The organism is Psychrobacter sp. C 20.9 (assembly GCF_001921765.1).
Taxonomy (GTDB): domain Bacteria; phylum Pseudomonadota; class Gammaproteobacteria; order Pseudomonadales; family Moraxellaceae; genus Psychrobacter; species Psychrobacter piscatorii_B.
Window position 1 is genome coordinate 65,453 of record NZ_MRYC01000012.1, and the last position, 26,959, is coordinate 92,411.

25 protein-coding genes are annotated in these 26,959 nt (G+C 43.0%); 15 read left to right on the plus strand and 10 right to left on the minus strand.

Going from position 1 to position 26,959, the window contains the following annotated elements; all coding sequences use genetic code 11:
• Positions 1-31: 31 nt before the first annotated feature.
• The gene (locus tag BTW00_RS09375) at positions 32-736 is read right to left on the minus strand and encodes a hypothetical protein (protein ID WP_075107186.1); all 705 of its coding nucleotides are present in this window, start codon (positions 734-736) and stop codon (positions 32-34) included.
• A gap of 245 nt (positions 737-981) precedes the next feature.
• Between BTW00_RS09375 and BTW00_RS09380 the strand changes: the two genes are divergently transcribed.
• Positions 982-1,281 carry a hypothetical protein gene (locus tag BTW00_RS09380; protein ID WP_075107187.1) on the plus strand — a complete coding sequence of 100 codons (300 nt, stop codon included), beginning with the start codon at positions 982-984 and terminating at the stop codon, positions 1,279-1,281.
• A 34-nt stretch (positions 1,282-1,315) separates the two neighbouring features.
• Here BTW00_RS09380 and BTW00_RS09385 read toward each other — a convergent pair whose 3' ends face one another.
• From BTW00_RS09385 to gmk, 6 genes are all read right to left on the minus strand, one after another.
• Positions 1,316-2,431 (minus strand): cation diffusion facilitator family transporter, encoded by a 1,116-nt coding sequence (locus tag BTW00_RS09385; protein WP_075107188.1) that lies wholly within the window; start codon positions 2,429-2,431, stop codon positions 1,316-1,318.
• 217 nt (positions 2,432-2,648) lie between these two features.
• Positions 2,649-4,937 carry a primosomal protein N' gene (locus BTW00_RS09390; protein ID WP_075107189.1) on the minus strand — a complete coding sequence of 763 codons (2,289 nt, stop codon included), beginning with the start codon at positions 4,935-4,937 and terminating at the stop codon, positions 2,649-2,651.
• 156 nt (positions 4,938-5,093) lie between these two features.
• Positions 5,094-5,474 carry a RidA family protein gene (locus BTW00_RS09395; RefSeq protein ID WP_058024599.1) on the minus strand — a complete coding sequence of 127 codons (381 nt, stop codon included), beginning with the start codon at positions 5,472-5,474 and terminating at the stop codon, positions 5,094-5,096.
• Positions 5,475-5,618: 144 nt separating this feature from the next.
• Positions 5,619-7,817, minus strand: coding sequence for a bifunctional (p)ppGpp synthetase/guanosine-3',5'-bis(diphosphate) 3'-pyrophosphohydrolase (locus tag BTW00_RS09400; RefSeq protein ID WP_075107190.1), 2,199 nt, complete (start codon positions 7,815-7,817; stop codon positions 5,619-5,621).
• Between the two features lie 354 nt (positions 7,818-8,171).
• Positions 8,172-8,432, minus strand: a complete 261-nt coding sequence (rpoZ, locus tag BTW00_RS09405; protein ID WP_057761396.1) for a DNA-directed RNA polymerase subunit omega — start codon at positions 8,430-8,432, stop codon at positions 8,172-8,174.
• 174 nt (positions 8,433-8,606) lie between these two features.
• On the minus strand, positions 8,607-9,233 hold the full coding sequence (gmk, locus tag BTW00_RS09410; protein WP_075107191.1) for a guanylate kinase: 627 nt from the start codon (positions 9,231-9,233) through the stop codon (positions 8,607-8,609).
• Between the two features lie 353 nt (positions 9,234-9,586).
• Here gmk and ispH point away from each other — a divergent pair, with 353 nt between their 5' ends.
• The 11 genes from ispH (at position 9,587) to BTW00_RS09465 (ending at position 19,779) form a co-directional block, all read left to right on the plus strand.
• A complete protein-coding gene (gene ispH / locus BTW00_RS09415) occupies positions 9,587-10,543 on the plus strand; it encodes a 4-hydroxy-3-methylbut-2-enyl diphosphate reductase (protein WP_058024602.1) in 957 nt (318 codons plus the stop codon).
• A 53-nt stretch (positions 10,544-10,596) separates the two neighbouring features.
• On the plus strand, positions 10,597-10,845 hold the full coding sequence (locus tag BTW00_RS09420) for a hypothetical protein (protein ID WP_058024603.1): 249 nt from the start codon (positions 10,597-10,599) through the stop codon (positions 10,843-10,845).
• 63 nt (positions 10,846-10,908) lie between these two features.
• Positions 10,909-11,724 carry a thioesterase family protein gene (locus BTW00_RS09425; RefSeq protein WP_075107192.1) on the plus strand — a complete coding sequence of 272 codons (816 nt, stop codon included), beginning with the start codon at positions 10,909-10,911 and terminating at the stop codon, positions 11,722-11,724.
• A 462-nt stretch (positions 11,725-12,186) separates the two neighbouring features.
• Entirely contained in the window at positions 12,187-14,148 is a 1,962-nt protein-coding gene (gene htpG / locus BTW00_RS09430) for a molecular chaperone HtpG (RefSeq protein WP_075107193.1), read from the plus strand.
• 317 nt (positions 14,149-14,465) lie between these two features.
• The gene (locus BTW00_RS09435; protein ID WP_075107194.1) at positions 14,466-15,947 is read left to right on the plus strand and encodes a C13 family peptidase; all 1,482 of its coding nucleotides are present in this window, start codon (positions 14,466-14,468) and stop codon (positions 15,945-15,947) included.
• Between the two features lie 98 nt (positions 15,948-16,045).
• Positions 16,046-16,936, plus strand: coding sequence for an S-formylglutathione hydrolase (fghA, locus tag BTW00_RS09440; protein WP_075107195.1), 891 nt, complete (start codon positions 16,046-16,048; stop codon positions 16,934-16,936).
• Between the two features lie 226 nt (positions 16,937-17,162).
• Positions 17,163-17,444, plus strand: coding sequence for a TIGR03643 family protein (locus BTW00_RS14270; RefSeq protein ID WP_305956145.1), 282 nt, complete (start codon positions 17,163-17,165; stop codon positions 17,442-17,444).
• Between the two features lie 114 nt (positions 17,445-17,558).
• Positions 17,559-18,248 carry a ribulose-phosphate 3-epimerase gene (rpe, locus tag BTW00_RS09450; protein ID WP_075107197.1) on the plus strand — a complete coding sequence of 230 codons (690 nt, stop codon included), beginning with the start codon at positions 17,559-17,561 and terminating at the stop codon, positions 18,246-18,248.
• Positions 18,249-18,404: 156 nt separating this feature from the next.
• Complete coding sequence (locus BTW00_RS09455; protein ID WP_075107217.1) at positions 18,405-18,734, plus strand: hypothetical protein; 330 nt, start codon at positions 18,405-18,407, stop codon at positions 18,732-18,734.
• A 119-nt stretch (positions 18,735-18,853) separates the two neighbouring features.
• Positions 18,854-19,165, plus strand: a complete 312-nt coding sequence (locus tag BTW00_RS09460) for a hypothetical protein (RefSeq protein ID WP_075107198.1) — start codon at positions 18,854-18,856, stop codon at positions 19,163-19,165.
• Positions 19,166-19,467: 302 nt separating this feature from the next.
• On the plus strand, positions 19,468-19,779 hold the full coding sequence (locus BTW00_RS09465; RefSeq protein WP_071003085.1) for a hypothetical protein: 312 nt from the start codon (positions 19,468-19,470) through the stop codon (positions 19,777-19,779).
• A gap of 109 nt (positions 19,780-19,888) precedes the next feature.
• Here the strand turns inward: BTW00_RS09465 and rpmG are convergent, their stop codons facing one another.
• On the minus strand, positions 19,889-20,044 hold the full coding sequence (gene rpmG / locus BTW00_RS09470; protein ID WP_010201403.1) for a 50S ribosomal protein L33: 156 nt from the start codon (positions 20,042-20,044) through the stop codon (positions 19,889-19,891).
• A gap of 127 nt (positions 20,045-20,171) precedes the next feature.
• Positions 20,172-20,408, minus strand: coding sequence for a 50S ribosomal protein L28 (gene rpmB, locus BTW00_RS09475; RefSeq protein WP_057761372.1), 237 nt, complete (start codon positions 20,406-20,408; stop codon positions 20,172-20,174).
• A 484-nt stretch (positions 20,409-20,892) separates the two neighbouring features.
• Here rpmB and BTW00_RS09480 point away from each other — a divergent pair, with 484 nt between their 5' ends.
• Entirely contained in the window at positions 20,893-22,920 is a 2,028-nt protein-coding gene (locus BTW00_RS09480; RefSeq protein ID WP_075107199.1) for a carboxypeptidase-like regulatory domain-containing protein, read from the plus strand.
• A 203-nt stretch (positions 22,921-23,123) separates the two neighbouring features.
• Positions 23,124-24,053 carry a formyltetrahydrofolate deformylase gene (gene purU, locus BTW00_RS09485; RefSeq protein WP_256714046.1) on the plus strand — a complete coding sequence of 310 codons (930 nt, stop codon included), beginning with the start codon at positions 23,124-23,126 and terminating at the stop codon, positions 24,051-24,053.
• 76 nt (positions 24,054-24,129) lie between these two features.
• Here the strand turns inward: purU and BTW00_RS09490 are convergent, their stop codons facing one another.
• On the minus strand, positions 24,130-24,921 hold the full coding sequence (locus BTW00_RS09490; RefSeq protein WP_178379286.1) for an inner membrane protein YpjD: 792 nt from the start codon (positions 24,919-24,921) through the stop codon (positions 24,130-24,132).
• A gap of 423 nt (positions 24,922-25,344) precedes the next feature.
• Between BTW00_RS09490 and ffh the strand changes: the two genes are divergently transcribed.
• Positions 25,345-26,883 (plus strand): signal recognition particle protein, encoded by a 1,539-nt coding sequence (gene ffh, locus BTW00_RS09495; RefSeq protein ID WP_075107200.1) that lies wholly within the window; start codon positions 25,345-25,347, stop codon positions 26,881-26,883.
• Positions 26,884-26,959: the final 76 nt, after the last annotated feature.

The window sequence follows — 26,959 nt, forward strand, 5'->3', positions numbered from 1 at the left end:
GTATCGCGAAAAAATATAGCATCAACATACATTATTTTTTGCGATAAATCTTCCAAACACCATTATCTGCAAGCGGATTGTTATAAGCGTCGTTGCGGCGCTTGCGCGGTGTTTGCCTGCTGTCGACAATCTTAAAATCAGGCAAAGCATGGACGATAAGACCAGTACGATAAAAACGTACCCGTTCAGGCTCTAGCATCTCACCCTTGCTATCGCGGCAAAAAACATAAGCGCGCAGATCAATAAACTCACGATGAGCGACCAAACGCGCGTCGTCATCATTATCCAGTACCGCTGTCATCCGAGCGACTTCATCATCAGTATAGTCACCACATTTATCAGTCAGTGCCCCAACTGAACCAAAGCTTTTAGATTCCTTGGCTCGCGTTTTGGTTAAATGTAGGCGCTGAACATGGTAGATAAACTGCGGTATCTCAAGACTGGCTGGAAGCGGCAGATAATCAGGTGGCATATTGGCCGCTGGATAAAAATCCTTGGCGCGCTCAAGTAGATTTTGCCAACGTTGCTGATAAGCCTGTACCTCTGCTAAGTTGCCTTCATAGATAGGCATATCGCGAATCTGGCGCAAAATATCAGGCGGAAATTGATCATGACGAAAGTTTGCAATGTCCTCTTGCAGCGTCGATAGCAAAACTTTGGCGTGTTTTTTGCCGTCTTTTGACGTAGGATCATCGATATAGTCTGGGGCGACAAAGGGTGCTGAACGTCTAGACATAATGTTATATCATCAATAGATCGTGAAAAGGGGGAGTCAGTCTTAAGTATACAGAATTTATATCAAAAATATGGTCGAGAGATAGGGTTTTTCATCAGTTTTAACATGCTATTACAATCGTAGAAACAAGTTTTAGGCAAACTTAAGTGAAACCTTCTTCTTTTATTGGCTCATAGGTTTTCATTTTTAATACTATGTAAGACAACAATGATTTATAGCCAATCAGATTATTGAGAATGACCTTTATGAGCAACTACTCATCAGAGCTGACAGCTTGTCCTAAGTGGCGAGCCTCATTGAAAATTATTGGCAAAATAGCCTTTATCGTCATTTGTACCGGTGTCATACTCGCACTTGGGTTTTGGTTGTTTATGATGTCAAACATGGGCTCAGTCTATTTGCCAAATATCTGCAATGGCTGCCTCGATATATGGGTCAGAATGATGTTACTCGTGGTTGGTATCAGCCTTTGGGTGTTGGTGGCTGCTTGGATTATTTGGCACATATTGCTTTATTTATATCATTTGATAAAACATAACCAATAATTGGCCAAGTTTCTAACAATACTGGTATTTGCTCTTAATGATTATGACCAATATGACTGTTGCCAGCAGGTGCTTGTCCCGAAATATCGCAAACAAGAGCCTCACTATGTGAGCTGTTTTGTGGATGTGACAAACTTTCAACTTGAATAGTCGCATGATGAATGCCGAGTGCTGATAGGCTTTGTTCAAGATTGGCAATGAGGCTACTCGACTCATGAATACTCATGTCTCCATCGACTACGACATGGCAAGATAGGGCGTTCAGGCCGCTAGTAATGCTCCAAACGTGTAGGTCATGGACTTTTTGTACTTGAGGGTGTGCGAGTAATTTTTGCTCAACGTTGACTAGCGATATGTTGGCAGGGGTGCCTTCCATTAATATATGCACAGAATCACGTACGACACGGTATCCACTGACTAATATAAGAATGGCGACAATCACGGATGCCACGGCATCTGCCCATACCCAGCCAAACCCCATCATCAACAGCGCAGCGATAATAGCAGCAACAGAGCCCAGCAGATCGCTCAGCACGTGCAAATAAGCACTTTGCATATTGAGATTGACAGGTTCTTTATTATCGGGTGTTTTTGTTAATGCGGCATCGTTACTACCATGATTGTGCCCGTGAGACTCTCCACCTTGACTGCCTCGGTGCATGAGCCACGCCACCAAGATATTGACCAACATACCGACCGTCGCCACAATCAGCATACCTTGGGTTGCGATTTCTGGTGGAGAGTTAAAGCGTTTGATCGCTTCATAAAAAATCATCAAGGCGATAAAAACGAGCGTAGCGCCATTCAGGGTCGCGACCAGTATCTCAAAACGCTTATAGCCAAATGTTTTTTGATGCGTGGCTGCTTTTTCGCCAATTTTGAATGCCGTTAGGGTGGCGCCAAGCGCGATGGCATCGCTTAACATATGCCCTGCGTCGGACAATAGCGCCAAGCTACCAGTAAGCCAGCCGCCGATAGCTTCAATAAACATATAACCGGTGATGATAATAAAGCTAAACAGCAAGGTGCGCTGATAACCTTTGGTATCTTGCGATGATGACGATTCTAACTGGTCGTCATGGTCGTGACTGTACTCATGGCTATGGTGATTATGATCGTGCTCGTCAGTGCTAAGATTATTTTGATTCATAACAACACTCAAGTCAGCTAATAGCGAGGTTTAGTAAACAATATCCATTGTGGTTCAGGTAGCAGGAGGCTTTTGGATACATACCACCTGATAGTGGTTATAAATCTAACATAGCCACGCCTGAGAAGCTGTAACGACGAAGTAAAAATCATTAGGAGGCACAAATCACAAAAATTACAACACTATATAGAACACCGACGAATGATAAGTGTCGGTTTTACCAACCAACGGGGTCAATGTCTAAGGTAAGCTTGAGGTATTTAGCACTTGGTAAGGCAAGTACGGGCTGCCACCATTGGTTCAATACATGATGTAAGTGCGCACGATCTTTGGCTAAGAGTAGTAACTGCGCATGATAGCGGCTGTTCTTTTTACTCATTGGGGCATCAATAGGACCAAGAACCGCAAGCTGGTGCGCACTGGGTAAGTGAGCAATGGCATCCTTGAGCGCTTGTGTGGTGGCTGCCAGCGTCTTGCCCTCACAGCGTATCAGTGCGGCATGACTGTGAGGCGGTAAGCCCATCATTTTACGCTCTTGCAATAGCTCGCGGGCAAATGACAAGTAGCCATCTTTGACCAGTTTTAACAGTAACTCATTGTCAGGCTGTAGTGTTTGGATCAACACGCGACCCGCTTTGTCACCTCGACCAGCACGGCCAGCTACTTGTATCATGAGCTGCGCTGTATGCTCAGGTGAGCGAAAGTCTGCTGATAAAAATCCGCGATCGGCATTGGGTAAGCAGACCAATGTCACATTAGGAAAGTGATGACCTTTAGCCACCATTTGTGTGCCAACTAATATCGCAGGATTGCCCTGGTTAATTTGCTGATAAATGCTCTCCCAGCTGTCTTTGCGCCTGGTGGTATCACGGTCAATTTGAATAATCGGATAGATCTCTTTACTGGTTTGGGGATTGGCAAAGATTGCATGCAGGTTTTCGCTGAGTCTGGTAGTACCCATGCCTTTGGCATCTAGGTTTTGACTGCCACAATCAGGGCATACTGTAGGAATATAAGCCTGCCAATCGCAATGGTGGCATTTTAAATAAGAGCTACCTGAATAGCCGCTGCGCTGCGCCAGACTGTTATAGTGAACGGTCAAATGAGCATCACAGCGGGGACAATCTGCCTGCCAACCGCAAGCCTCACACAATAAAACAGGCGCATAGCCACGACGATTCAAAAATACCAGGACTTGATCGCCGGCTTCTAAAGTCTGCTTAATTGCCCCAATCATTGAGTCTGTCAGCCCCGTGTCATAGCGAGCACCATCATGTTGCGCTTGCTGGTGAGTGCTTTGCAGGCGCGCATCAATTAGTTGCATGGTTGCAGGCTTAGCATTGCCGGGACGAGTCAACAGTTGACACTCTACCAGCTTGCCGTCTTCGACCAGTTTCAGATGCTCAAGAGAAGGCGTTGCCGTACCTAATATGACTGGAATGTTGTGCTGTAGGCCGCGATAGAGTGCGACATCAGCCGCATGATAACGTAGAGTATCCTGCTGTTTGTACGAGCCATCATGCGCCTCATCAACGACTATCAATCCCAATGCTGCAAATGGATAGAGCACTGCTGAGCGCGTACCGATGATAATTTGTGCATGACCGGTGCGGCAGTCTTGCCAGCCTTGCAAACGATGGGTATCAGTCAAGCCGGAATGCAGCAAAACAATATGAGCGGCAAATCGACTAGCAAAGCGTGCACGTGTCTGCGGTGTGAGACCAATTTCTGGCACCAAGATCAGCACTTGTTTGCCTGCTTCTAGTACCGCCTGCATCGCTTGTAAGTAGACTTCAGTTTTGCCGCTACCAGTAATACCATTTAATAAAAAGCCAGTATAGATTTCAGATTTATGCGCAGCAACGATGGCATCAACGGCAAGTTTCTGCTCATCATTGAGATCAAGCGGCATTTTTGCCAATTTTACGGGAGAAGGGGATTGCTTAGTTTGGATATAGCGCTCGATTAGACCTTTGTCTTCGAGCGTTTTTAAAAATGCTCGCTGCATCCCTTCTAATAGCAAAACATCTTCACTAGCACCGCGCTCACCATGCAGTTTTAGCATATCAAACTGCTGCTTTTGCTTTTTTGCATTGGCACGAAAATCATCATCAGTGATATGCGGCAATATTCGCCAATGGGTAATCAGTAGGTCTAGTGGCTTACCTTGGCGGACAAGGCTTGGCAGGATGACGGCTAAGACATCACCGAGTGGATAATGATAGTAACGCGCCAGCCAATAAGCCAGCTTGAGCATGTTGGGATCCAAAATAGGGTCAGCATCCAAACATTTATTAATCGGTTTGATTTTATTGACGGGTACACAGCTTTCATCTTCAGAAACATGAGCAATCACGATACCAATTAAGGTTTGGCGACCAAATGAAACCTCAACGCGACTTCCAATTAACGGCATCAGACGGTCTGGCGAAGCAAGCATATCCGCCGGTAAGCTATAGTCAAACACCCGATAAAGGGGTACGGGCAGCGCAACTTGTACCAACATAAACGGCTTCGCAGTCTTATCAGATTAATATTGATGTGAAATGAAGAAAAAGAGGCAGAGACCAATAAGCTTAGCATGATGCTAAGCTTATGATGGATTGACTGTTATAGGATTATCTAAATAATAGAACTATATAAACAAAAATTACTATCAGTTTTAGTCAATATATAAGATAGATTCGATTTCGACCACGCCACCTTTAGGTAGGGCTGCGACTTGTACGGCAGCACGAGCAGGATATGGCTCGCTTAGGTTCGCCACAAATACTTCGTTTAAAACCGCAAAGTCACTTAAATCAGTCAAAGATACATTAAATTTAACCACGTCGTTGATACTACCACCAGCCGCTTCACAGATCGCTTTAATGTTTTCGAACACTTGCTCAGCCTGTGCTTTAAAACCTTCTCTTAATTCCATGGTTTCAGGGTCAAAACCAAGCTGACCTGAAATATAAACGGTGTTGCCAACTTTTACGGCTTGTGAGTAAGTGCCTACAGCTGCGGGAGCTTTATCTGTTTGGATTGTTTGACGAGTCATATTATGTCCTTTTCGTATTTTATTGGTTGGTCTGTTGCTCACTGACAAGCAACAGTGCCTATTATTGTTTTAGAGGTTGTCAAAACCTCAGCGCAATGCGTTCAAATCTGACTAGACAAAGAGTTTGTTAGACAGGCAGGGTTATTATAATTGATATAGCCGTATGATGTTAGGGAAGCCGAGTAATGAACGCAGCTCACGAATGCCTTGAGCCAAGTGATTGCGACTGCGTACGATGATATGGATGATAGTATCACTATTACGTACGTCAACGGTCTCAACCCCCATATGCAGCTGGCGCAGATGATAAATCACTTCACTGATTTGCTCATCGCTAAGCGCAATAGACAGCTTTAAGTAAGCAGGAAAACGTATTTTGCCGCTATTTTTTATATCATGCTCGTCTGTTTCACCTTGTTTTACAGCGTTATCACTACGCCAACGCAGTTGAATCACCTGATAGGGATTGTCTTTACGAATGTCGTCAAGCGAAAAGCATTTGTGTCGATGAACGACCAAGCCGTGCCGAGATAAGTGCCCAACGATAGGGTCACCATAGATTGGATGACAGCAGTTAGCAAAATCGAGCTCAACCCCAGAGGCATTGGCGATCAGCTGCTGTGGCTGTGTCATGTCTTCGTTGTGCGCTTTGGCTTGTACGTCACTGACTTCATCGTTAAACAAACGAGTGACTACAAGCTGTGGCAGTAGTGTACCGGAGCTTATTTGTTCGAATAGGGCGTTTTTTTCAGTCACACCGCGCCATTCAGTCAGATCTTTCCAATCATCCTCTGTTAGGTCATCGAGCGTTTTTTGATAGGTTTTAAGGGCACGATCTAACGCTTGACGACCATGATGCTGCTTGTCAGCGGTAGATAAGTCTTTGAACCAACGTAATATCTCTTCACGCGCTTTGTTAGTCACCACAAATCCTAACCATTCTGCTTTTGGTTCTGAGTGACTGTTTATCTCAATTTCAACGGACTGTCCGTTTTTTACCACGGTACCGAGTTTTGCTGCTTTATCATCGATATTGGCACCGACAGCGACGTTACCAACCATAGGCCCGACTGCGTAAGCAAAGTCTAATGCCGTTGCCCCTTGTGGTAGCTCATAGGCACGACCTTGCGGGCTATAACAAATAATCTTACTCGAATGCAAATAATCCATCAGCTCATTAATAGTCGAGACCGCTGCCGAAAAGTTAGGACTATTCTCATTTAAGTTGTCTTCATCGACCAAGTCTTTCATGTTACGCAGTGACGCTTGGATAACTGATTGACTCACGTCAGAAGCATGCTCTGCACCGATAACGCCGAGCCTTGCAGCACTTTGCATTTGCTTGGTCAAAATAGTCACTTTTACGACATCGTTGTCGCGCTCATAAATGAGCGTGAGTGATTGATTGCCACCTGGTAACGGCCTGCGAATATTATCAGCAATGTGCGTATCATCAATTTGATACTTTTTAATAAGATAATACGCCAATTTGTCACAAGCTTCGATATTATCGAGGACAATCTCAAATGCATAGTGACGTAGCAGCGTGTTAATTTCTCCGCGATTGCGGAAAAACTGACGGTAAATGACCACGCGGTTGTCTAATACTTTGACCAGTCCGTTGAGCCCCAAATTATTAAGCACGATACTCAGATAACGATGAATGGCTTCTCTTTGGAAATTACGCCCAAGTCCATGCTGTAGCAGCTTGTCAGATATCTTGTTGTACATATCAGAATCAAGGTTACGATAACACAGCACCTCAATATAATCGGCGATATCATTAAGACCCATCAAGCGTGCAAATGGCACATAAAAATCTAATGTTTCTTGTGCTGTTGTACGTTGTTTTTCAGGGCGCACGGCATCAAGCGTGGACATATTATGCAGGCGGTCCGCAAGCTTAATGATAAGTACCCGTGGATCTGCGAGTGTGGCTGTTAAAATTTTGTGAAAGGTCGCTGCTTTGTTTTGCTGCTTATTGTGAGAGGAGGATTTTAGTTTTGTCACACCATCGACCAGCCTAGCCACTATCTTGCCGTAACGCTGCTCGAGCTGCTCGTCACTCACGTCGGTGTCTTCGACCGTATCATGCAAAATCGCTGCAATAATTGTATCTCGATCTAAGCGAAAGCCCGCCAGTATCTCAGCCACTGCGATAGGGTGAGTGATATAAGGTTCCCCTGATTTACGCTTGTCTTTAATGTGCGCAATATCACCGAACTCACAGGCATCAACAATGTCACGGCGCTCAGCAGCAGTGAGATAACCGACTGAACGCAGCAAGTTATATTGAGCGTCATCGACGAGATGATGACTGAGTTTGGGTAGGGTTTGACTCATAAATGACGATCCTATTTTCCATGACTGACTGACTTGATTATGGATTGAAGTAAGCAGTGAATGGTGACTGAATATTGACCAACCATACGAAACTTAAGTAGGGATAGGCCATTCTCTAATTAATCGCAAATCGCATTCAATGTCAACTGATAAGCGAGTAGGCGATGAAAAAATTTGACTCAGTGGGCTATTTTGATAGATAAATGGCTATCAAAACAGCAAATACAATAAAGTTACAACCAAAAAACCACAGCCTATGCTGTGGTTTTTGTTATCAATAAAGTTATGTTTATCTTATAAAGCCATTATCAGCTTCAAAGACTTGGCAAAACAAACCTTATCAAAAATAGCTTTTTAGAAGCTATGATCGCCTGACAATGCTAAATCTAATGAGCTCGTTGCAAAGTTATGCTCTGGTTGATTTAGAATGTCGCGGGTGATTTTTCCAGCGGCAATTTCACGTAACGCCAATACTGTAGGCTTGTCATTATCGACATCAACCAACGGCTCGGCAATACCTTTGGCCAATTGACGGGCGCGTTTGCTTGCGACCAAAATTAGCTCAAAGCGATTATCAACATTATCCAAACAATCTTCAATCGTCACTCGTGCCATAAATAGCTACCTCGGTTGTTTTTATTAGCCACGGACCTTGCCCGCCACTCAATAAAAATAATATCAAATACATAAAAGGGGATAGCTAAATATTATAGCATTTTTTGCCAAGTCGCGTAGTTGCTTTTTATATCTACTTGTTAGATAAGCAACTGACGAGCATTGTAGCCTAGTTTACTCTTCTACTTGCTTATTTAGCAAGTTGCTAATCGTGCGATGATAACGCTGCTGCTGACGGTTAAGGGTTTGTCTATCCGCCACGATAATCGCTTTTAGCTCAGCTAAGGCTACATCAAAATTATCATTGATCACGACATAGTCAGCATTTACGTATTGTGCCATTTCGGTGACCGCACCAGCTAGACGGCGCTCTATCACTTCTACAGAATCCTGCGCACGGGTTGAGAGACGTTGGCGCAATGTAGCAATGCTGGGTGGTAGAATAAAAATCATAATGGCATCGGCAAAGATTTCTCTGATTTGCGTCGCCCCTTGCCAGTCAATCTCCAAGATAACGTCAATCCCCGCTGCTAGTTGGGTGCGTACGCTTTTCTCTGACGTGCCATAATAGTTACCAAATACTTCTGCATGCTCTAAAAATAGACCCGCATTGATACCATTGGTAAAACTATCAGTATCTGTGAAATGATAGTGCTGACCATCAATCTCGCCTGGGCGCGGGGTGCGAGTCGTATGTGAGATACTGACCGTTAAGTCGTTGGTCGTAGCAAGTAATTGCTTAACCAGTGAGGTCTTGCCCGTACCTGAGGCGGCAGTAACAATAAATAATGAACCTGTCATACAATTTATCCTAATGGAATATGTGCTAGTAAAATGCGGCTTAGTAACAGACTAAAAGACGATTCAGTCAGTGGTAGAGACTGGAAAAAAGAAAAAACGCCATCATGTATGGCGATAGAAATCATCGTAGTTACGTCATTATAAACTGCTTTTATGTGAGATAAAGTGGGTTTTGCAATATGTAGTTAGCATGTTGATATTTGCACCTGACATATTGCAATGAGTGCGGTGCTATTTTTGAGGGCAATAAAATCAAATTATGTTAAAGTAGAGCATTGATTTTGCCCCAACTTTTGAATCAAAGCTTTTATACATAAGCTTTAGATATAAATTATCCGACGATAGGCCTTTTTATGCAAATTTATCTTGCCAATCCCCGTGGATTTTGTGCTGGTGTGGACCGTGCGATTGCGATTGTTAATGAAGCACTAATACGTTTTGAGCCACCCATCTATGTCCGTCATGAAGTTGTACATAATAAATTTGTGGTGTCGGATTTGGCCAATCGGGGCGCGGTATTCGTCGAAGAGCTTCACGAAGTACCGGATGGGTCTGTGGTGATTTTCTCTGCTCATGGCGTCTCTAAAGCAGTCGAAGATGAAGCTGGTCGCCGTGATATTACCGTATTTGATGCCACTTGCCCTTTGGTCACTAAAGTACACATTGAAGTGGCAAAATTTGCACAAGACGGTATGGATGCCGTGTTGATAGGGCATGCCGGACATCCAGAAGTAGAAGGCACGATGGGTCGATTCAATGCAAAAAACGGTGGGCAAATCCATTTAGTGGAAGACGAAGCTGATGTTGCTGCTCTCACTGTGGAAAATGCCGAACGCTTGGCTTTTGTGACTCAAACAACCCTATCGATGGATGATACGGCTCGTGTTATCGATGCACTGCGTGAAAAGTTCCCTAGTATTCAAGGTCCCCGTAAAGACGACATCTGTTATGCCACCCAAAACCGCCAAGATGCGGTAAAAGATTTGGCCAGTCGCTGCGAAGTCGTTTTAGTCGTTGGATCGCCAAACTCTTCAAACTCTAATCGTCTGCGCGAGCTAGCAGAGCGTATGAATTGCCGTGCATATTTAATTGATAACGCTAGTGAGATGGATAAGCGTTGGTTGGATGGTGTGCAGAGTATCGGCGTGACCGCTGGCGCATCCGCGCCTGAAGTGTTGATCCAAGAAGTGTTACAACAGTTGCAGGACTGGGGGGGCGATCTGCCTAGTGAGCTATCTGGTATTGAAGAAAACGTAACGTTTAGTCTGCCGAAAGCCTTGCGGATTCCTGTCACCCAAGTTGGTAAGTAATTAGGACACGCCCTCGTATTTGTATGAATCATCATTTATATGGATAAGCTCGCATGAAAGAACCAAAAGCCAGATTTGTATTGGCAGAAGCCACGCTCGCTGAAGTGAATAAGCAACTGAAACTCAATATGCTTGTCATGGTGGCAGTGGTCTTTGTACTGTTTATGAATATCATGAAGTTTATGGCAGAAAAAAGCGTTCTTTACGCTGTACTCGCAGTCATAATGATTTGCTTACTGTTCTTCATACAAAAAGCTCGCGGTATTCTCATACTAAGAAAACAAGAGCTTACCCATAAATAGAAAATACAAGCATAAATAAAAAATACAGGTGAAAGTGCCAAATATAGGAAATAGAGAATAGTTATGTCTGCTTATTACAAATTTATTAAACGCGAACAGCCAGAAGACGGAGTTAGTCTGGCGCATTACCAGCCAACCAAGCATGCACAAGGCGCTTGGAATGAGCATGAGCAGCATATGGCACCAGCGACAGGTCTTCTGACAGCTGAGATTAATAACTTTGCGCCGCAAGCCAATATGCGTATCGCTCGTATCAGCCTTGACATTTTAGGATTGATACCGCTGGACGATTTTACCGTCACCACTCGCTGTATTCGACCGGGCAAGACCATTGAGCTTATCGAAGCTGTCATGAGCAGTCGTGGCCGTGATGCGATCATTGCTCGAGCGTGGCGGCTGATGACGCAAGACACTAGCGAGATTGCAGGGCTTGAAGATCAACCAGCAAAATACAAACCTGAAGAGTTGCCCGTTTGGGAAGACATGAAAGGCTGGCCGGGCGGTTTTATCGAAAGCGTGCGTTTGGTAGCGACAGAGGATCGTCGTCCTGGTCGCGGTATGGTATGGATCACCAATGACGTTGAGATGATAGAAGGCGTACCAACGGATGATCTGGTACATTTATTAGGGATGGTCGATACGGCCAATGGTGTTGTACCAAGATTGGGTCTTGGGTTGTCTAAGTTAGAGTGGATGTTCCCTAATACGGATTTGCAAATCCATATGCATCGCGCCCCAAAAGGGCGCTGGTTGGGTCTTGAAGCCGTACAACAATATGGCGATGATGGCATTGGGTTGACCAGTGCGGTACTACATGACGTATATGGACCCTTTGGCCGTAGCGAGCAAATCCTAACCATTCGTCCGATGCCACGTTAAAAGAGAAAGAATCAACTATCTAGTAATTTTGGAAAACGAAACCATATTTTGTAATCAATTAATTATACAAATATTGGAGAAATGGTTTTAATAGTAACTAATAAGACGATATTGCCAACAAGGCGATATCAATCGACATAGAGGTTACTATGAAAACATATACTCAATTTTCCAAAAAACTGACGACTATTTGGGAGTTATTAATAGAGGTTTATTCAGAATAGTGGTTAGCTTTTGTTCTTGCGCTAAAAAATGACTGATACCAGAACGCCGCCTTGGTAAACAAGCGCGGTGTTTTTTATTGAATAAGACTTTTGAGCTTGAATTTTTTTTGGATGCCCCTATTAGTATAGACAGTTTAACGGTATCACATACGGCGGGGTCTCTAACATTATGAGAGCGGCCTTAGTGAGTATATCGTTATCTGATAATAGGTCTTTCATAGAATTTAAAGGAGTTTTTATGAGTGAAGCAACTCAAGCTGAAGGTCTGAATCCAGAATTAAAAAAACATACGTTTGAAGCGGAAGTGGCGCAGTTGCTGCATTTGGTCACGCATTCACTATATTCTAACGCTGATATTTTCGTCCGTGAGCTCGTCTCTAACGCGTCGGATGCTTGCGATAAGTTGCGCTTTGAAGCCACCAATGATGATAGCCTTTATGAAGATGATGGCGAATTGAAGATCCGCATTGCTGTCGATGAAGAAGCCAAAACCATTACCTTTACTGATAACGGTATTGGGATGAATGAGACTGATGCCATCGAAAACTTAGGTACCATCGCCAAATCAGGTACCAAAGCATTTTTGGATAAACTGTCTGAATCACAAAAACAAGACGGACAATTAATTGGTCAATTCGGTGTTGGTTTTTACTCAGGTTTTATCGTGGCTGACACCATCAGTGTTGAATCACGTAAAGCAGGCGAGCCTGCGGATAAAGGCGTGCGCTGGGTATCAGATGGTACAGGCAGCTTTACGGTTGAGCCAATTACCAAAGACACGCGCGGTACCGCGATCACTTTGCACCTAAAAGAAGAGTATAGCGAGGGTGAAGACAACTACCTAGATCGCAGCAAGATCAAGCGTTTGGTTAATAAATACTCTGACCATATCAGTCTGCCCATTCAGATGCGTAAAGAGATCTGGCAAGAAGATGTAAAAGAAGACGAAAGCGACGACACACCTGCTGGCGGTGAGATGGTACTGACGGATGAGTGGGAAACCATTAATAAAGCCAGTGCGCTATGGACACGTTCAAGCTCTGAAATCGAAGATGATGAGTATGTCGATTTTTATAAAAACATCACTTATGACATGGACGCGCCGCTTACGTGGACGCACAACCGTGTCGAGGGCCGCGTACAGTATACCCAGCTTTTATATATCCCTAAAAAAGCCCCGATGGATCTATACACTCGCGAGCAGCAGCACGGTCTAAAGCTTTATGTAAAGCGCGTCTTTATTATGGATGATGCTGAGCAGCTATTACCGATGTATTTGCGTTTTGTGAAAGGGGTGATCGATTCTGCCGACTTGCCACTGAATGTGAGCCGCGAGCTACTACAAGAGTCACGTGATGTAAAATCTATCCGTGATGGTAACGCGCGCCGTATCTTGACTTTGCTGGCAAGCCTTGCCAATAGCGAAGACAGCGATAAGCAAGAAAAATTTGCGCAGTTCTATGCAGAGTTTGGCGATGTCATCAAAGAAGGTCTGGGTGAAGACGCCGGCAATAAAGAACGTATTGCTAAGCTATTGCGTTATGCCACCAGCACCCAAGATGGCCTTGAGACCAGCTTTGAAGATTATAAAGGCCGTATGAAAGATGGCCAAAAAGCCATCTATTATCTAACGGCTGATAATCTAGCTGCAGCAAAAAACAGTCCGCAACTTGAGCTGTTTAAGAAAAAAGGCATCGAAGTTATTTTGATGACCAGCCGTGTCGATGAATGGGCAATGAATTTCTTGACCTCATTTGATGACACACCGCTACAGAACATCGCAAAAGGCGCGGTAGATTTGGGTGACTTGCAGGATGAAGCAGAAAAGGCCGAAGCAGAGAAAGCCGAAGAAACCTTAAAGCCTGTTGTTGATAAACTAAAGGCTGCATTGGGCGAACGTGCTAAAGATGTCAAAGTCTCGACGCGTTTGGTTGATAGCCCTGCTTGCTTAGTCGTTGGTGAAGGTGAGCTATCACCGCAAATGATTCAGATGCTACAGCAAATGGGTCAGGATGTACCAGCGAGTAAGCCAACACTAGAGGTCAATCCAGATCATCCACTCATTAAAAAGCTTGAGAGCAGCGAGCAGTTTGATGATTTGGCGCAAGTCATTTTTGATCAAGCATTGTTAGCAGATGGCGGGCAGTTAGAGGATCCAGCCGCTTATCTGAAGCGCGTTAATGAGCTATTGATGAGATAATGTCTGGTAATTGATGTAAAAGGAGGTCTTGTCTGCAAGGCCTCCTTTTTTATTGAGGTTTATGGTCATATTTGAATGAATTTTACAAATCATCCTTATCCTCTTGACCGACAATCCGTTACAATCGCGATAGATTAGCGAGCTAAACTATTAGTCAATGCTAGTCATCTTCGATAAACATTCCATCGTGAATTCAATATAAATAGATGTCTACAGCCGTGAAAAAATCGTAAGTCGATTACATCAAGCGGCGACGACATCATGATAGTTATCATTGGGTCATTTTATTTTTCTCGACTGGCTAGAGGTCTAAGTCTTTGTCACTTACGTCGTTAAAAACCGTATCGCTCCAGCGTTTTTCGCTTAATTTCGCTGCCAATATCATCGCAACTTTGTGGATGTTGGTGGGTTCAACTCGGGCGTTTTCTTGGGTAAAGCCCACCTTTATACAGTTTGCTGTATTTGCCTTATTGGCACTTGGTAGTAACGTCCTATTTTCGTGGTTGGCGGCTGAAAGTAGCAGTACGTTCAATGAGCAAGGCTTGGTCAGTTATTTGATCTGGCCGATGATTATTTTATTAAGTGGTATTATTTTGGCACGGCGAGCGAGCAATCAGACACTGGTTTTTGTGCCTGTTGTTCTTTGGTTGGTTGCTGATACCTTATCTGCATTACTACAGAGCTTAGTACAGTTTTTTGGTAGCTATGGCTGGTTACCTGAGTGGAGTTACTCGTTTTTACCCATACTATTTTTGGTATTGTTTTTATGGCAGACGCTCGCTTTGCTATGGATTTTTTCTCGTCGCCTGCGCATACCATGGTGGGAGCGAATTATTATCCTAGTTGGTGCTGTGGCATTGTTGACGATCTGGCAGCGCAATGTCGCTGATCAGCCTATATTTAAGCAAATTCCAGTAGAGCCTGTGTTGGAAGAGGCGGCACTATATGAGCAGCCCCGTTTATTACAGCAAGCATTAAATAGTATAGACCCAAGTATCGATGGCAAAACCGACTGGTACTTTATGGGTGTGGCAGGGTTCTCTGGTCAAAACGTCTTTCGTTCTGAGATCAATAAAGTACGTGAGCTGTTTGATGTGCGTTTTGGGACCAGCGGGCATTCGTTGTCCTTGATTAACAATACGTATAGTTGGATGGACGAGCCAATTGCGACCAAAACCAGCATTTTACGCGGTTTAAAGAAAATCGGTCAGCAGATGAATGCTGACGAAGATGTGTTGTTTTTGACGTTGTCTTCACATGGTAATGAGGATATCGTCCAATTAGCAAATCCGCCAATCGCGATGGACAATCTAGATGCTGCATGGCTTCGTGAAGCGCTGGATGCTTCGGGTATTCGCTGGCGTGTGATTGTGGTATCTGCTTGTTATTCGGGTTCATTCATCGATGAATTAGCGTCTCCGACCACAGTGGTAATAACGGCATCAGCCGCTGATAAGGCATCGTTTGGCTGTACCAATACCGCTGAGATGACGTATTTTGGTCAAGCATTTTTTGCTGAAAGCTTGAGAGGAAATACCAGTTTTGAGGATGCTTTTAAGGATGCCAGCATACGAGTGACGGAGCGTGAAAGCGCAATGGGATTTGAGCCATCAGAGCCGCAGATGGCGATCGGTAGTTTGATGGAAACCGCGCTACCTGCTTTTGAGCAAGTATTGTTTGATAAAACGCGCCCATCCGTTGCGAGTATTACGAATAATACTGCTTCTACAACCGTCAATGTTTTACCTGAAACTACTACTAATCTATCGGTAGGTGAAGTAGATGCAGCTGCCGAATAAATATGAGAAATGATCTAGTAACTGGCAAATGCTAGTATCAAATAACGAGCACTTATTAAACGCCATCGTTGGTTTTTTGAATAAAAAGGATATCACTCATGCAGAATTCTTATAGTCATAGTTTGTCTAACCATAAACAGCTTACGCAAAAAAGTGTGAATCGCTGCTTTAATGGTGAGCAGCATTATTATAGTCACGAATCGACGTCTACCAAAACCTCTATGACGTTTAGTATTTATCTACCTGATGAGGCCTTGGCTGGACGACGTTGTCCTGCGATATTGTATCTGTCAGGTTTGACCTGTAACGCAGACAACGTAACCCATAAAGGTCATTTTCAACAAAAATGTAGCGAGCTTGGTATGATACTTATCGCACCTGATACTTCGCCTAGAAGTAATGAAGACAGCGATGTACCAAATGATGAGCGCTATTTTGTTGGTCAAGGTGCAAGTTATTACGTAGATGCCACTCAAGCACCGTGGTCAGACAACTTCAATATGCAAAGTTACATCGTTGATGAGCTATATGACTTATTACGCTCAGAGTTTCCTATCGATAGCATTGGTATTACAGGGCACTCGATGGGTGGGCACGGAGCCTTATTACTAGGATTTAAGTATCCGAGTAAGTTTGTCAGTGTATCGGCGTTGTCGCCAGTGTGTGCTGCCAGTGAGTCTGCATGGGGGCAAGCCGCCTATACAGAGTACTTCGGTAATGATAAGTCTCTATGGGTACAAGCGGACGCCTCACAGATGATAGAGAAAGTTGGTCAGCAGTATTCGAGCATTTTGGTTGATCAAGGCGCGGCTGATAATTTCTTAGCAGAAGGGCAATTACAAACCGCTAAACTACAAGACGCTTGTGTAAAAGCCAAACAGCCCTTAACATTGCGTTATCAGGCAGGACATGATCACAGCTATTATTTTATCCAAACGGTGATTAATGATCATATCGAACATCATTGGCATATGGCTCAAATGAGCTAAGAGGTCATTCAGATGACCGTAATACATTTTTTGCTATTGCATTCATGTTTAAAAGGTAGTTTTTATGGCAGGTTATCAAGACTTGACAGCTTCTAATTCGAAGAATAAGTCAGCAGATACAAGCGCTACAAAAGCGACTATGCAAGCCGATATGGACGCTGCTTTGGCAAAAAAGCAACATGATGTCGATAGTGACCACGTATCCGAAGCGAAAGCAAAAGAGTGTATCGCAAAAACCGTCAACGATGCGGGCGAAACCTTACTTGATGAAGCGCAAATATCTCGCGTGATAGAGATGGCATGGGAAGACAGAACGCCATTCGGTGCGATAGAGCATAGCTATGGTCTCGATGAGACTGGAGTTATCAAACTCATGCGCCAAACGTTAAAGCCATCGTCTTTTCGTTTATGGCGCAAGCGCGTGAGTAACCGTGCCATCAAGCATGAAGCAAAGCGCTCTTTCGAAGTTGGCCGTGCTTATTGCAAAACTCAATACAAGCAGCGCTAAACAACTAAGTATTTAACATAAGTACATAAAAGGCTCGCAGTATGTGTGAGCCGATTAGAATTTACTTTTTAATCTATCCATATCTTATATAAACCTGAATTAGGTAGCTCAATTATGAACAGTCCTGCTAAACCTTATCTGATCGCCCCATCGATACTCTCAGCTGACTTTGCGCGGTTGGGCGAAGAAGTCGAGAAGGTCTTGGAATCAGGTGCCGATGTGATTCATTTTGATGTCATGGACAATCATTATGTTCCCAATTTGACATTTGGTAGCATGATTTGTAAGGCGCTGCGTGACTATGGGGTGGAGGCGCCAATTGATGTGCATCTGATGGTTTCCCCTGTTGATGGTATGATTGAGCAGTTTTTGGAAGCGGGGGCGAGTATCATCACCTTTCATCCAGAAGCCAGTCATCACGTTGATCGCTCTCTTCAGCTTATCAAAGATGGTGGGGCAGAGTGCGGTTTGGTACTCAATCCTGCCACATCATTACACCATCTAGATTGTGTGATGGATAAAGTGGATCAAATTTTATTGATGAGTGTTAACCCTGGTTTTGGTGGTCAGTCGTTTATCGATAACACATTAGACAAAATACGTCAGGTACGTCAGCGTATCATCACCAGTGGTCGAGATATCAGATTAGAAGTAGATGGCGGTGTCAAAGCCAGCAACATTCGTGCGATTGCTGAAGCAGGGGCTGACATGTTTGTCGCTGGGTCTGCGATATTCAACCAAAAAGACTATAAAGCGGCTATTGATGAGATGCGCGCAGAGTTGGCATTAGCAAACAACAGCTAATCTACATATTGTGACATGATCGATAAACGGTGTTGGCGACCAAAAAACAGTATTGAAGTAGGCCATATCATTTGCAATTGTGCGCAGTGGCCAGTCATGTAAAGGTGAATCATGGACAACAAACATTCTACCAACTCATTGAAACCTTCTGAGACGATGAAAAATACTGATCAGACACCGAAAAGTGAGACACAACGTAGCTTGGTACCAAAAGGCATTACGGTTGGCATGGCTATATTTGCGCTGGTACTAAGCTTGGCAGGTTATGGCTTTCGTTTGATGGTGGGTGATGATGTTGGGACAGTGCTGCGTCATGCTGCGGTCATTGTGCCTGCGTTTATGTTGGGTATTCCGCTGTTTTTTTGGGTGGGTTCTCGCATACTCAATAAAGTTAAGGGCCTGCATATTGAGAGTTGGAATGCCATTAGTTTGGGCTATTTGACCTCTTGTATATCGATGCTATGGCTGATGGGTACTTATAGTTAAATGCTTTAGCACAAAGATAGTATCTATTCATAAATATAGCGTTGTAATATTCTCATAAGCTATTTTCTATACTTTTTTAATCGTTAAGCCTTGCTTTGTAAGCATGGCTGGAATTTTATATGCGAATTGTACCGGACAGTATTGCCAAAATTATCTATCCAAAAGATTTACCAAATGGCTTATTTACCAGCTTAATCATAGCTTGTCTTTTGATGGGGCTCGCTTCACTGCGTAACGGGACGGATTTACAGGGTTGGCTCAATGTGATTGAGAACTGGCTGCTGATGTTATTGATACTTCCGACTGCAACGGCGACTGTTGCTCTGCCTTTTAAATACCGCGATCCCACCCTTGAGCTAAAGCTGGTCTATTACCTTGGGATGTTCGTTGCTTTTTTATTTACGTTAGCGAAACTGCGCTATTGGCGCTAATGTGTCCTTATTGCAAGGCATCCAAGTTTTTTTATAGTAGACCTCTTGCAAAAGTACCGTTTTATTGACCGTCGTTAACGGAGTATCAAAGGCTAGCAATGACTTATGCAAGAGATATAGTGAAGACTTATGTGATAGCCCTTGAATTCTAGTGTTAAAGCGTCCATTGTATGAGTAAGACAGATTTACCCGCGTTACTGTAAGATGATAGATTTGCCGAATGCGTTTGTTTTCAATAAATAACGGCTTTGCAATGATTAGTTTCTCTACCAGTACTAAACGGGATAATAAGGAATACATTGATGCCATATGATATCGATAATGATATAGAAGTAGACAACGAAAGTAGCGATCAGTTTGCAGGGTTTGCCAAAGAAACCACCTTAGAGTTAGTGGAAGCAGATGATGGTAGATTGTTGTTGCGTGATGCCGAGCAAGATGAAGCGCCGCTGATGACTATCGACTTTTCTGACAAGCTAAAAGAGCTACTTGGTAGTGACACTCAAGTGATTGGTCAACACATGATTCATGCTGCGATTCAGGTCATTATGCAAAAGCAAATGAGTAAGTGGCATGCGCATGTATATGATAAAGAACCAACGCACTACAGTTGATCTAGTTTATTAGCGAGCTGAAGATAGCTAAATATACAAGCATAAAAAAAGGGTTTATCAATGGATAAACCCTTTTTTTGTTCAAATAATACCATTTATAAAATGAAGATTATTTGATTTTAGCTTCTTTAAAGATCACGTGCTGGCGTACTTTTGGATCAAACTTTTTGATTTCCATTTTGCCAGGCATAGTGCGCTTGTTTTTAGTAGTGGTGTAGTAATACCCAGTACCAGCCGTTGATACTAATTTAATTTTATCTCTCATGATAGCTTTCCTGTAAATGAGGGGTCTTCAAACGATAGGTACGTGTCTCAAAGAGCAAGTTGCCACAGCTAATGTAGCAAAACGGCAGCTAAATAATGGGAGTCATCACTCAGCTGCTATTTTTAACTTAAACTTTTTGACCTTGTGCGCGTAGATCCGCTAACACTTTATCGATACCAAGTTTGTCAATGATGCGCATACCTTTGGTAGACACACGTAGACGTACAAAGCGGTTTTCAGACTCTACCCAAAAACGATGGTTGTGAAGGTTTGGTAGAAAGCGACGACGGGTTTTGTTGTTTGCATGCGAAACATTATTACCCACCATAGGGCGCTTTCCAGTCACTTGGCAAACTCGAGACATGGCGAACTCCTAATCTATGAGGTATGAGTTTTTCTCATACCAGTCTGGGCAAGTTGCACGTTTTTGCGGCATGGACACAGCAAGCGGCAGCTTTGCACCAAACAAAACTATATGAAGGTTGAGCTGGTTTTGCTGTTATCTAAAGGCAAATAACAGGCTGACCAATTCAGAAAATTTTAAAGCCGACATTTATACCATAAAACAGATGAATACTCAAATATTTTTACAATAACTGTTGGATTAAAGGAGGGCTATTATACCCTGAAATGAGCGCGCTATGTTGTTGATTGTTTAATAGTAAAGATTAATTTTTAGTTGTAAGTTATAACAAAAGTCAGTAAAGTTGCTGTTATATATTTAATACAATCTGTTAATACATCGGTATCACTGTAAATCTAACTATCATTACCAATCTTCTTTAATTCTGTGTAATGGTTTTCTGCCTATTTGCTCAAATAAATTATTGCTCATGCGGAGTCACAATATGTCATATCCCTCGCTACCTACTTCTAAATTGTTTCAACTGACAGCGCTAACCTTATCATTGGCCTTGGCGGGTTGTGGTGGTGGAGATGGAACGGATACAGTTGCACCAGAGCCTGATACAGGCGTGCAGCAACCTGGTACAGGTGGAGATACAGGCTCTTCCACTTCTATTGCAAGCGAAATATATATATCAGCTGAAAAAAATCAACTGCTAACAGGTAGTGATAAAACCACTGTTAACATTAGAGTTACCGACAAGAATGGCGGTATTGTTAGAAATGTTCCTGTAAACATTAACATCGCAAATGCGTCTTTATACGGCTTATCTTTGGGCAGTACTTCTAACCAAGTCACGGATGATCAGGGCTTGATTGCTGTTGAATTACTACAAAATACAGTAGGTATTGATTCACAGTTAAATCATGAAAGTTTATTAACTGTCGTGGCTAATGAAAATAAAAATTCAATTCAACAAACCCTTCCTATTTTAGTTTCTGGTACTAGCACGAGTAACGTTATTTCTTCCAAAAATCTGGTAGAAGCGGGTGAAAACTTTAGTGTGTCTGGTCAAATTTTAGATGGTGCAACTAAACCTGTTGCTAATGCTAATGTTGTTTTATATAGCAATGATAAAGAAGCGGGAACCGGTACAACAGATAATAACGGTAAATTTATTTTTAATTTAAATGCTTCTAATTTAGAAGCATCGGATGTTGGTTACTTATTCAGCATTGAGGTTAAAGGTGCTGAGATCAGTCAGCGCATTCCTGACATTCTAACAGTAGTATCAGCAAGTAGCTCTAGTATGAGCTTCTCAGAAACTCCTGATATTGTCGTTGGTAATAAACAAAAAATAACTTTGAATGTTCCAAATGCCGTAAATGGTGATATTGTATATTTATCAACCAATAAAGGTGAGCTATTTACCTCTCTTGATGATACTCAAGGTAGCTCTCGTCGTGGATTTAATGTTTTAAATAGAAAAGTTGACTTCTATATTGATTCTAACGTACCTGGTACAGCAACTATAAGAGCAGAATATAACAATGAAACTAAAGAAACTCCGCTAAGCTTTGTATCGGTGGAGCCTACCAAACTGCTTCTACAGATAGAAAGAGCTGTAGTAAGTGTTGGTGGTTCCACTTCAGTAGTAGCGAGAGTCTTGGATAAAAATGATGCTCCAGTAAAAAATGCTATCGTGCAATTTACTACTATTAGAGATGCATCTGGTGGAAGTTTGGGTCAAGGTTTTGCATATACTGATGATAGTGGTATAGCCACAGTGGTTTATAATGCAGGACAAAACCCGACTAGCACAAATGGCGTCACTATTAAAGCCCAAGTACAGTCAATAAAATTGCCAAACGGTCAAGAAAAGGCTGTTAATACCATTTTAGACACCTCTGAAGTTACGGTTCAAACCAAATCTACATACATCAGTTTTGCTTTTGCTGATAAAGTGTCTTCTGATGATAGTGAAATATATTACTTCCGTAATGGCTCTGTTAGTGTTCTTAATAGCACTGGTAAGCCTGCCATAAATCAAAAAGTATCTATAAATTTGATGCCACACAATTATTTAAAAGGTTATTTTGAGATTATCAGAAATAACTTTTTAGAAGCGGACTTTTGGCAGCAAAATGCGGTGACTTGTGAAAACGAAGATAGAAATAGTAATGGAATTTTGGATCCTAATGAAGACTTCAATGGAAATGGTCAGTTAGATCCTGTCAACGTAGCAGCAGTACTTAATAGCGCTGGCCAAACAGTTGATTCTAATCAAAGTTTTAATTTCGTGACAGATGGGTCTGGAAGAGTTGATTTTTCTATACGTTATCCAAAACAATATGCTAATTGGTACAGAGCTAAAGTAACTGTAAATACAAGAGTAGACGGTAGCGAATCACAGCAATCTAGAGTAATAGATTTTCCAGCATCAGTAGACGATGTTGATATTGGAATACCTTTGCGTCCTAATACGAACAGTCCTTTTGGTACTGATCTGAATTGTTCTAGCTCTATATAGCTCTCAATATAATTAACAGTTACAAAACCCCCAACCCTACGTTGGGGGTTTTTAGTTTGTCCTTTCAAAAAACCAAATCACTTTAAATAACCAAAAACAACCAACTCGCTCAGCAAAGCATCGCAAAAAAGATTAAAATAACCGGTTTACTACGCTGTCAGTCACGTCAGCGAACAGTCATCATTTTTTATATTGGGCGTATTATGTCAGACAATACCAAAACCGCTTCATCATCAAATACAACAAACACAGCCTCGCAGAGCAAACAGATCCCTAGCTTTATTGATACAGCGACATTGCTCATCAAATGCAAAGATCAGGCTGGCATCGTGCAAGCAGTCTCTGAATTTATTCATCGTTACGGTGCGAATATCATTACGCTCGATCAGTATTCGACGGCTCATGAGGGTGGTCAGTACTTTATGCGTTTGGAGTTTGCTTTGGCAGGCTTGAGCGATATTATCGATAATTTTGAGGCCAGCTTTGCCCATACTGTGGCTAAACGCCATAACATGGACTGGCGTCTACATAACAATGCGACCAAGACCAAAGTAGGTATTTTGGTATCAAAGTTTGATCATGCGCTATTAGATTTATTATGGCGACATCAGCGTGGCTTGCTAGATTGCGAGATTACTTGCGTGGTGAGTAACCATCCTGATTTACAACAAGCGGTCGAAAACTTCGGCATTACCTTTCACCATGTGCCCGTGACCAAAGAGAATAAGGTAGAAGCGGAGGAGCAAATCCATAAGCTGATGGCAGGTAATGACTTACTAGTGTTGGCGCGTTATATGCAGATATTGTCAGCTGATTTCGTGAAGCGTTGGCCGATGCAAGTGATTAATATCCATCATTCGTTCTTGCCTGCGTTTGTGGGTGCAGATCCTTATCGTCAGGCTTATGATAAAGGCGTCAAGCTGATTGGCGCAACAGCGCACTATGTGACTGCTGAGCTGGATCAAGGGCCTATTATTGAGCAAGACGTACACCGTGTGACCCATCGCCAAGGGGTAACAGAGTTGCGGGCGATTGGGCGCGATATCGAGCGTAATGTATTGGCTCGTGCTGTCAATTGGCATGTGCAAAACCGTGTGATTGTGGCAGGCAACAAGACCGTAGTTTTTAACTAAAAAATCAGTAGAAAATTGAGTAAGAAAGGCGGTCAGTAGCAACAGTTACTGATCGCCTTTTTTATAATGTGATATTTTATATCAGCATTTCCAAAACAAACTTACTACCCACAAAGCCAATCGCTAACAGAATAAAGGCATAAATAGTGATATTCGCCGCACGTTTGCCTCGCCATCCTGCGCGCCAATTGCCAAGCAGCAACGTACCAAATAATAACCACGAGAGCAGACTAAATACTGTTTTGTGCACGATATGCTGTGCCATCAAATCTTCGACATAGATAAACCCAATCCCCAGTGCGATACTGAGTAATACAAAGCCTACCAAGAGCATATCGAATAATAGACTCTCCATACTTTGCAATGAGGGTAATTTATTGACCCAAAATCGGTGAATGGTATGATGCTTGAGCTCGCGAATTTGTAGACGCAAAAATAGCGCTTGTACTGCAGCCATCAACAGCACACAATAGGCCGCTAACGATAATAGGATATGAGCTTCAAGACCGACACTGATGTCAGTAAGCGGTTGATAGGGTGCGCGGCCAATATAGCCGACGGTCATACCTATTAGTGCAGTAGGCGCAGCCAAAATACCAAGGCTCAGAATAGGGCGGTACAAACAAAACAGCAGGTAAAAGAATAAGAAGAATAAACTGGTCAGGCTAATGATATTGAACAAATTGAAATTCAGACCATAAAGCGTCACAACATATGGATAAAGTAAGGTCGCATGTGCGGCCATCCCTACCAATAAAAGCCCCAAACTGACGCCTTTATGAATAGGTTTGTCCTGAATCAGCGCCCAACCAATGTGGAGGCTGACTAAGACATAAGCCATGCTAGCAAGTAAGAATGCAAGGTGCACAGATAAAAAGCCTCATCTTATACTGAGCATAAACTGCCGCTCAATGTGTCGCTAAAGTGGTATTATCAGAATGATTAGAATAATCGTCCAATTTATCATAAAATGGGTGCCAGTTGAGCATCATCTTACTTATTGCTTATAAATATGATTGACAAAGCAGCAATCCGCAAAATATATCGTAAGTCACTTATAAATATCAGAGCCAAGTTTTGCAAAACCACTATAAGTTTTGAGCTGTGTTGATGCTATAGTATTGATAATATGATTTTTTATACATTTCTTATCAGAGAAACCCCAGTATTTGATAGTCCATCCTAATAGTATTTATGAACCATTTGAATTGTTTGATTCGCCACCATTTTATTGAAAGTTATTTTAATTGCGTATTATTTAATTGAAAACCATTTTAATTGAGAGTTATTTATGTTTGATACCTTAACAGAACGCTTATCGTCTAGCCTACGTAATATCGTCGGTACGGGGCAGTTGACCGAAGACAATATCAAAGACACCCTGCGTGAAGTACGTATGGCACTGTTAGAAGCTGACGTGGCACTGCCTGTCACTCGTGATTTCGTCAAACGCGTCAAAGAGCAAGCGCTTGGTGCTGAAGTGCTAAAAGAGCTAGCGCCAGGTCAAGCATTTGTCAAGATCGTACACGACGAGCTAACCGAAATGATGGGCAGTGCCAATCAGCAGTTAGAGATGACAGGTAAACCGCCCGTTGTCTATTTGCTAGCAGGTTTGCAAGGTGCGGGTAAAACGACCACAGCTGGTAAATTGGCTAAATATCTACAAGAGCGTCAAAAGAAAAAAGTCATGCTGGTATCGGCCGACGTCTACCGTCCAGCGGCGATCAAACAGCTTGAGCAAGTCGCCGGTCAGGTCAATGCTAAGTTTGTCAACTCAAGCACGGATGAAAATCCAATCGATATCGCAAAGCGTGCGATTGAAGAAGCCAAAATCCAATATCAAGATATTCTGATCATTGATACGGCAGGTCGTCTACATATCGACGATACCATGATGGATGAGATTAAGGCGCTAACGGCTGCGGTTAACCCATCTGAGACACTATTCGTCGTCGATGCAATGACGGGTCAAGATGCCGCCAATACCGCAAAAGCTTTTAATGATGCATTGCCATTGACGGGTGTTATCTTAACTAAGACTGACGGCGATGCACGAGGCGGTGCGGCGCTTTCTGTACGCGCTATCACAGGCAAGCCAATTAAGTTCTTGGGTCGCGGTGAAAAACTCGACGAGTTAGAGCTGTTCCACCCTGAGCGTATTGCCCAGCGTATCCTTGGTATGGGCGACGTACTGAGTTTGGTCGAAGAGGTTGAGCAAAAAATCGACCGTGATAAAGCCGAAAAAATGGCGAAAAAGATGCAAAAAGGCGGTGATTTCGACCTTGAGGATCTGTTGACTCAATTTCAGCAAATGAAGAGCATGGGCGGTATGGCGGGCTTCTTAGATAAGATGCCAGGTATGAGCGGCTCAGACATGCAAAAAGCCGTCGAAGATGCCAAGCCAGAAGAAAAAGTACGTGAGATGGAGGCGTTGATTAATTCAATGACGCCGTTTGAGCGCAAAAACCCTGATAAGATTAATCCAAGTCGTAAGCGCCGTATCGCTGCAGGCTCAGGCCGTGAGATTCAAGATGTTAACCGTTTGCTCAAGCAGCACAAGCAAATGGCAAAAATGATGAAAATGATCTCAAAGCCTGAAGGCATCAGTAAAATGATGAAGTCTATGCAAGGCCTCATGGGTGGTGGCAGCGCAGGCGGTGGTGGCCCATTGTTTGGCGGCGGTCAACCAGGCACTAAAGACGTGAATCCAGAACAAATGGCCAAGCAAATGGGACTGGATCCAAATAACATGCCGAGCACTGAAGATATGCAAAAGCAAATGCAAGAAATGCAAAACCAAGCACCAAAGAAGTTTAAAACACGCTTCTAAGCCATTGTGATGTATACTGAAAGTATTTTATACAGGCCCTAAAGCTACCTAAGCTTTGGGGTTTTTTATGGTTAGC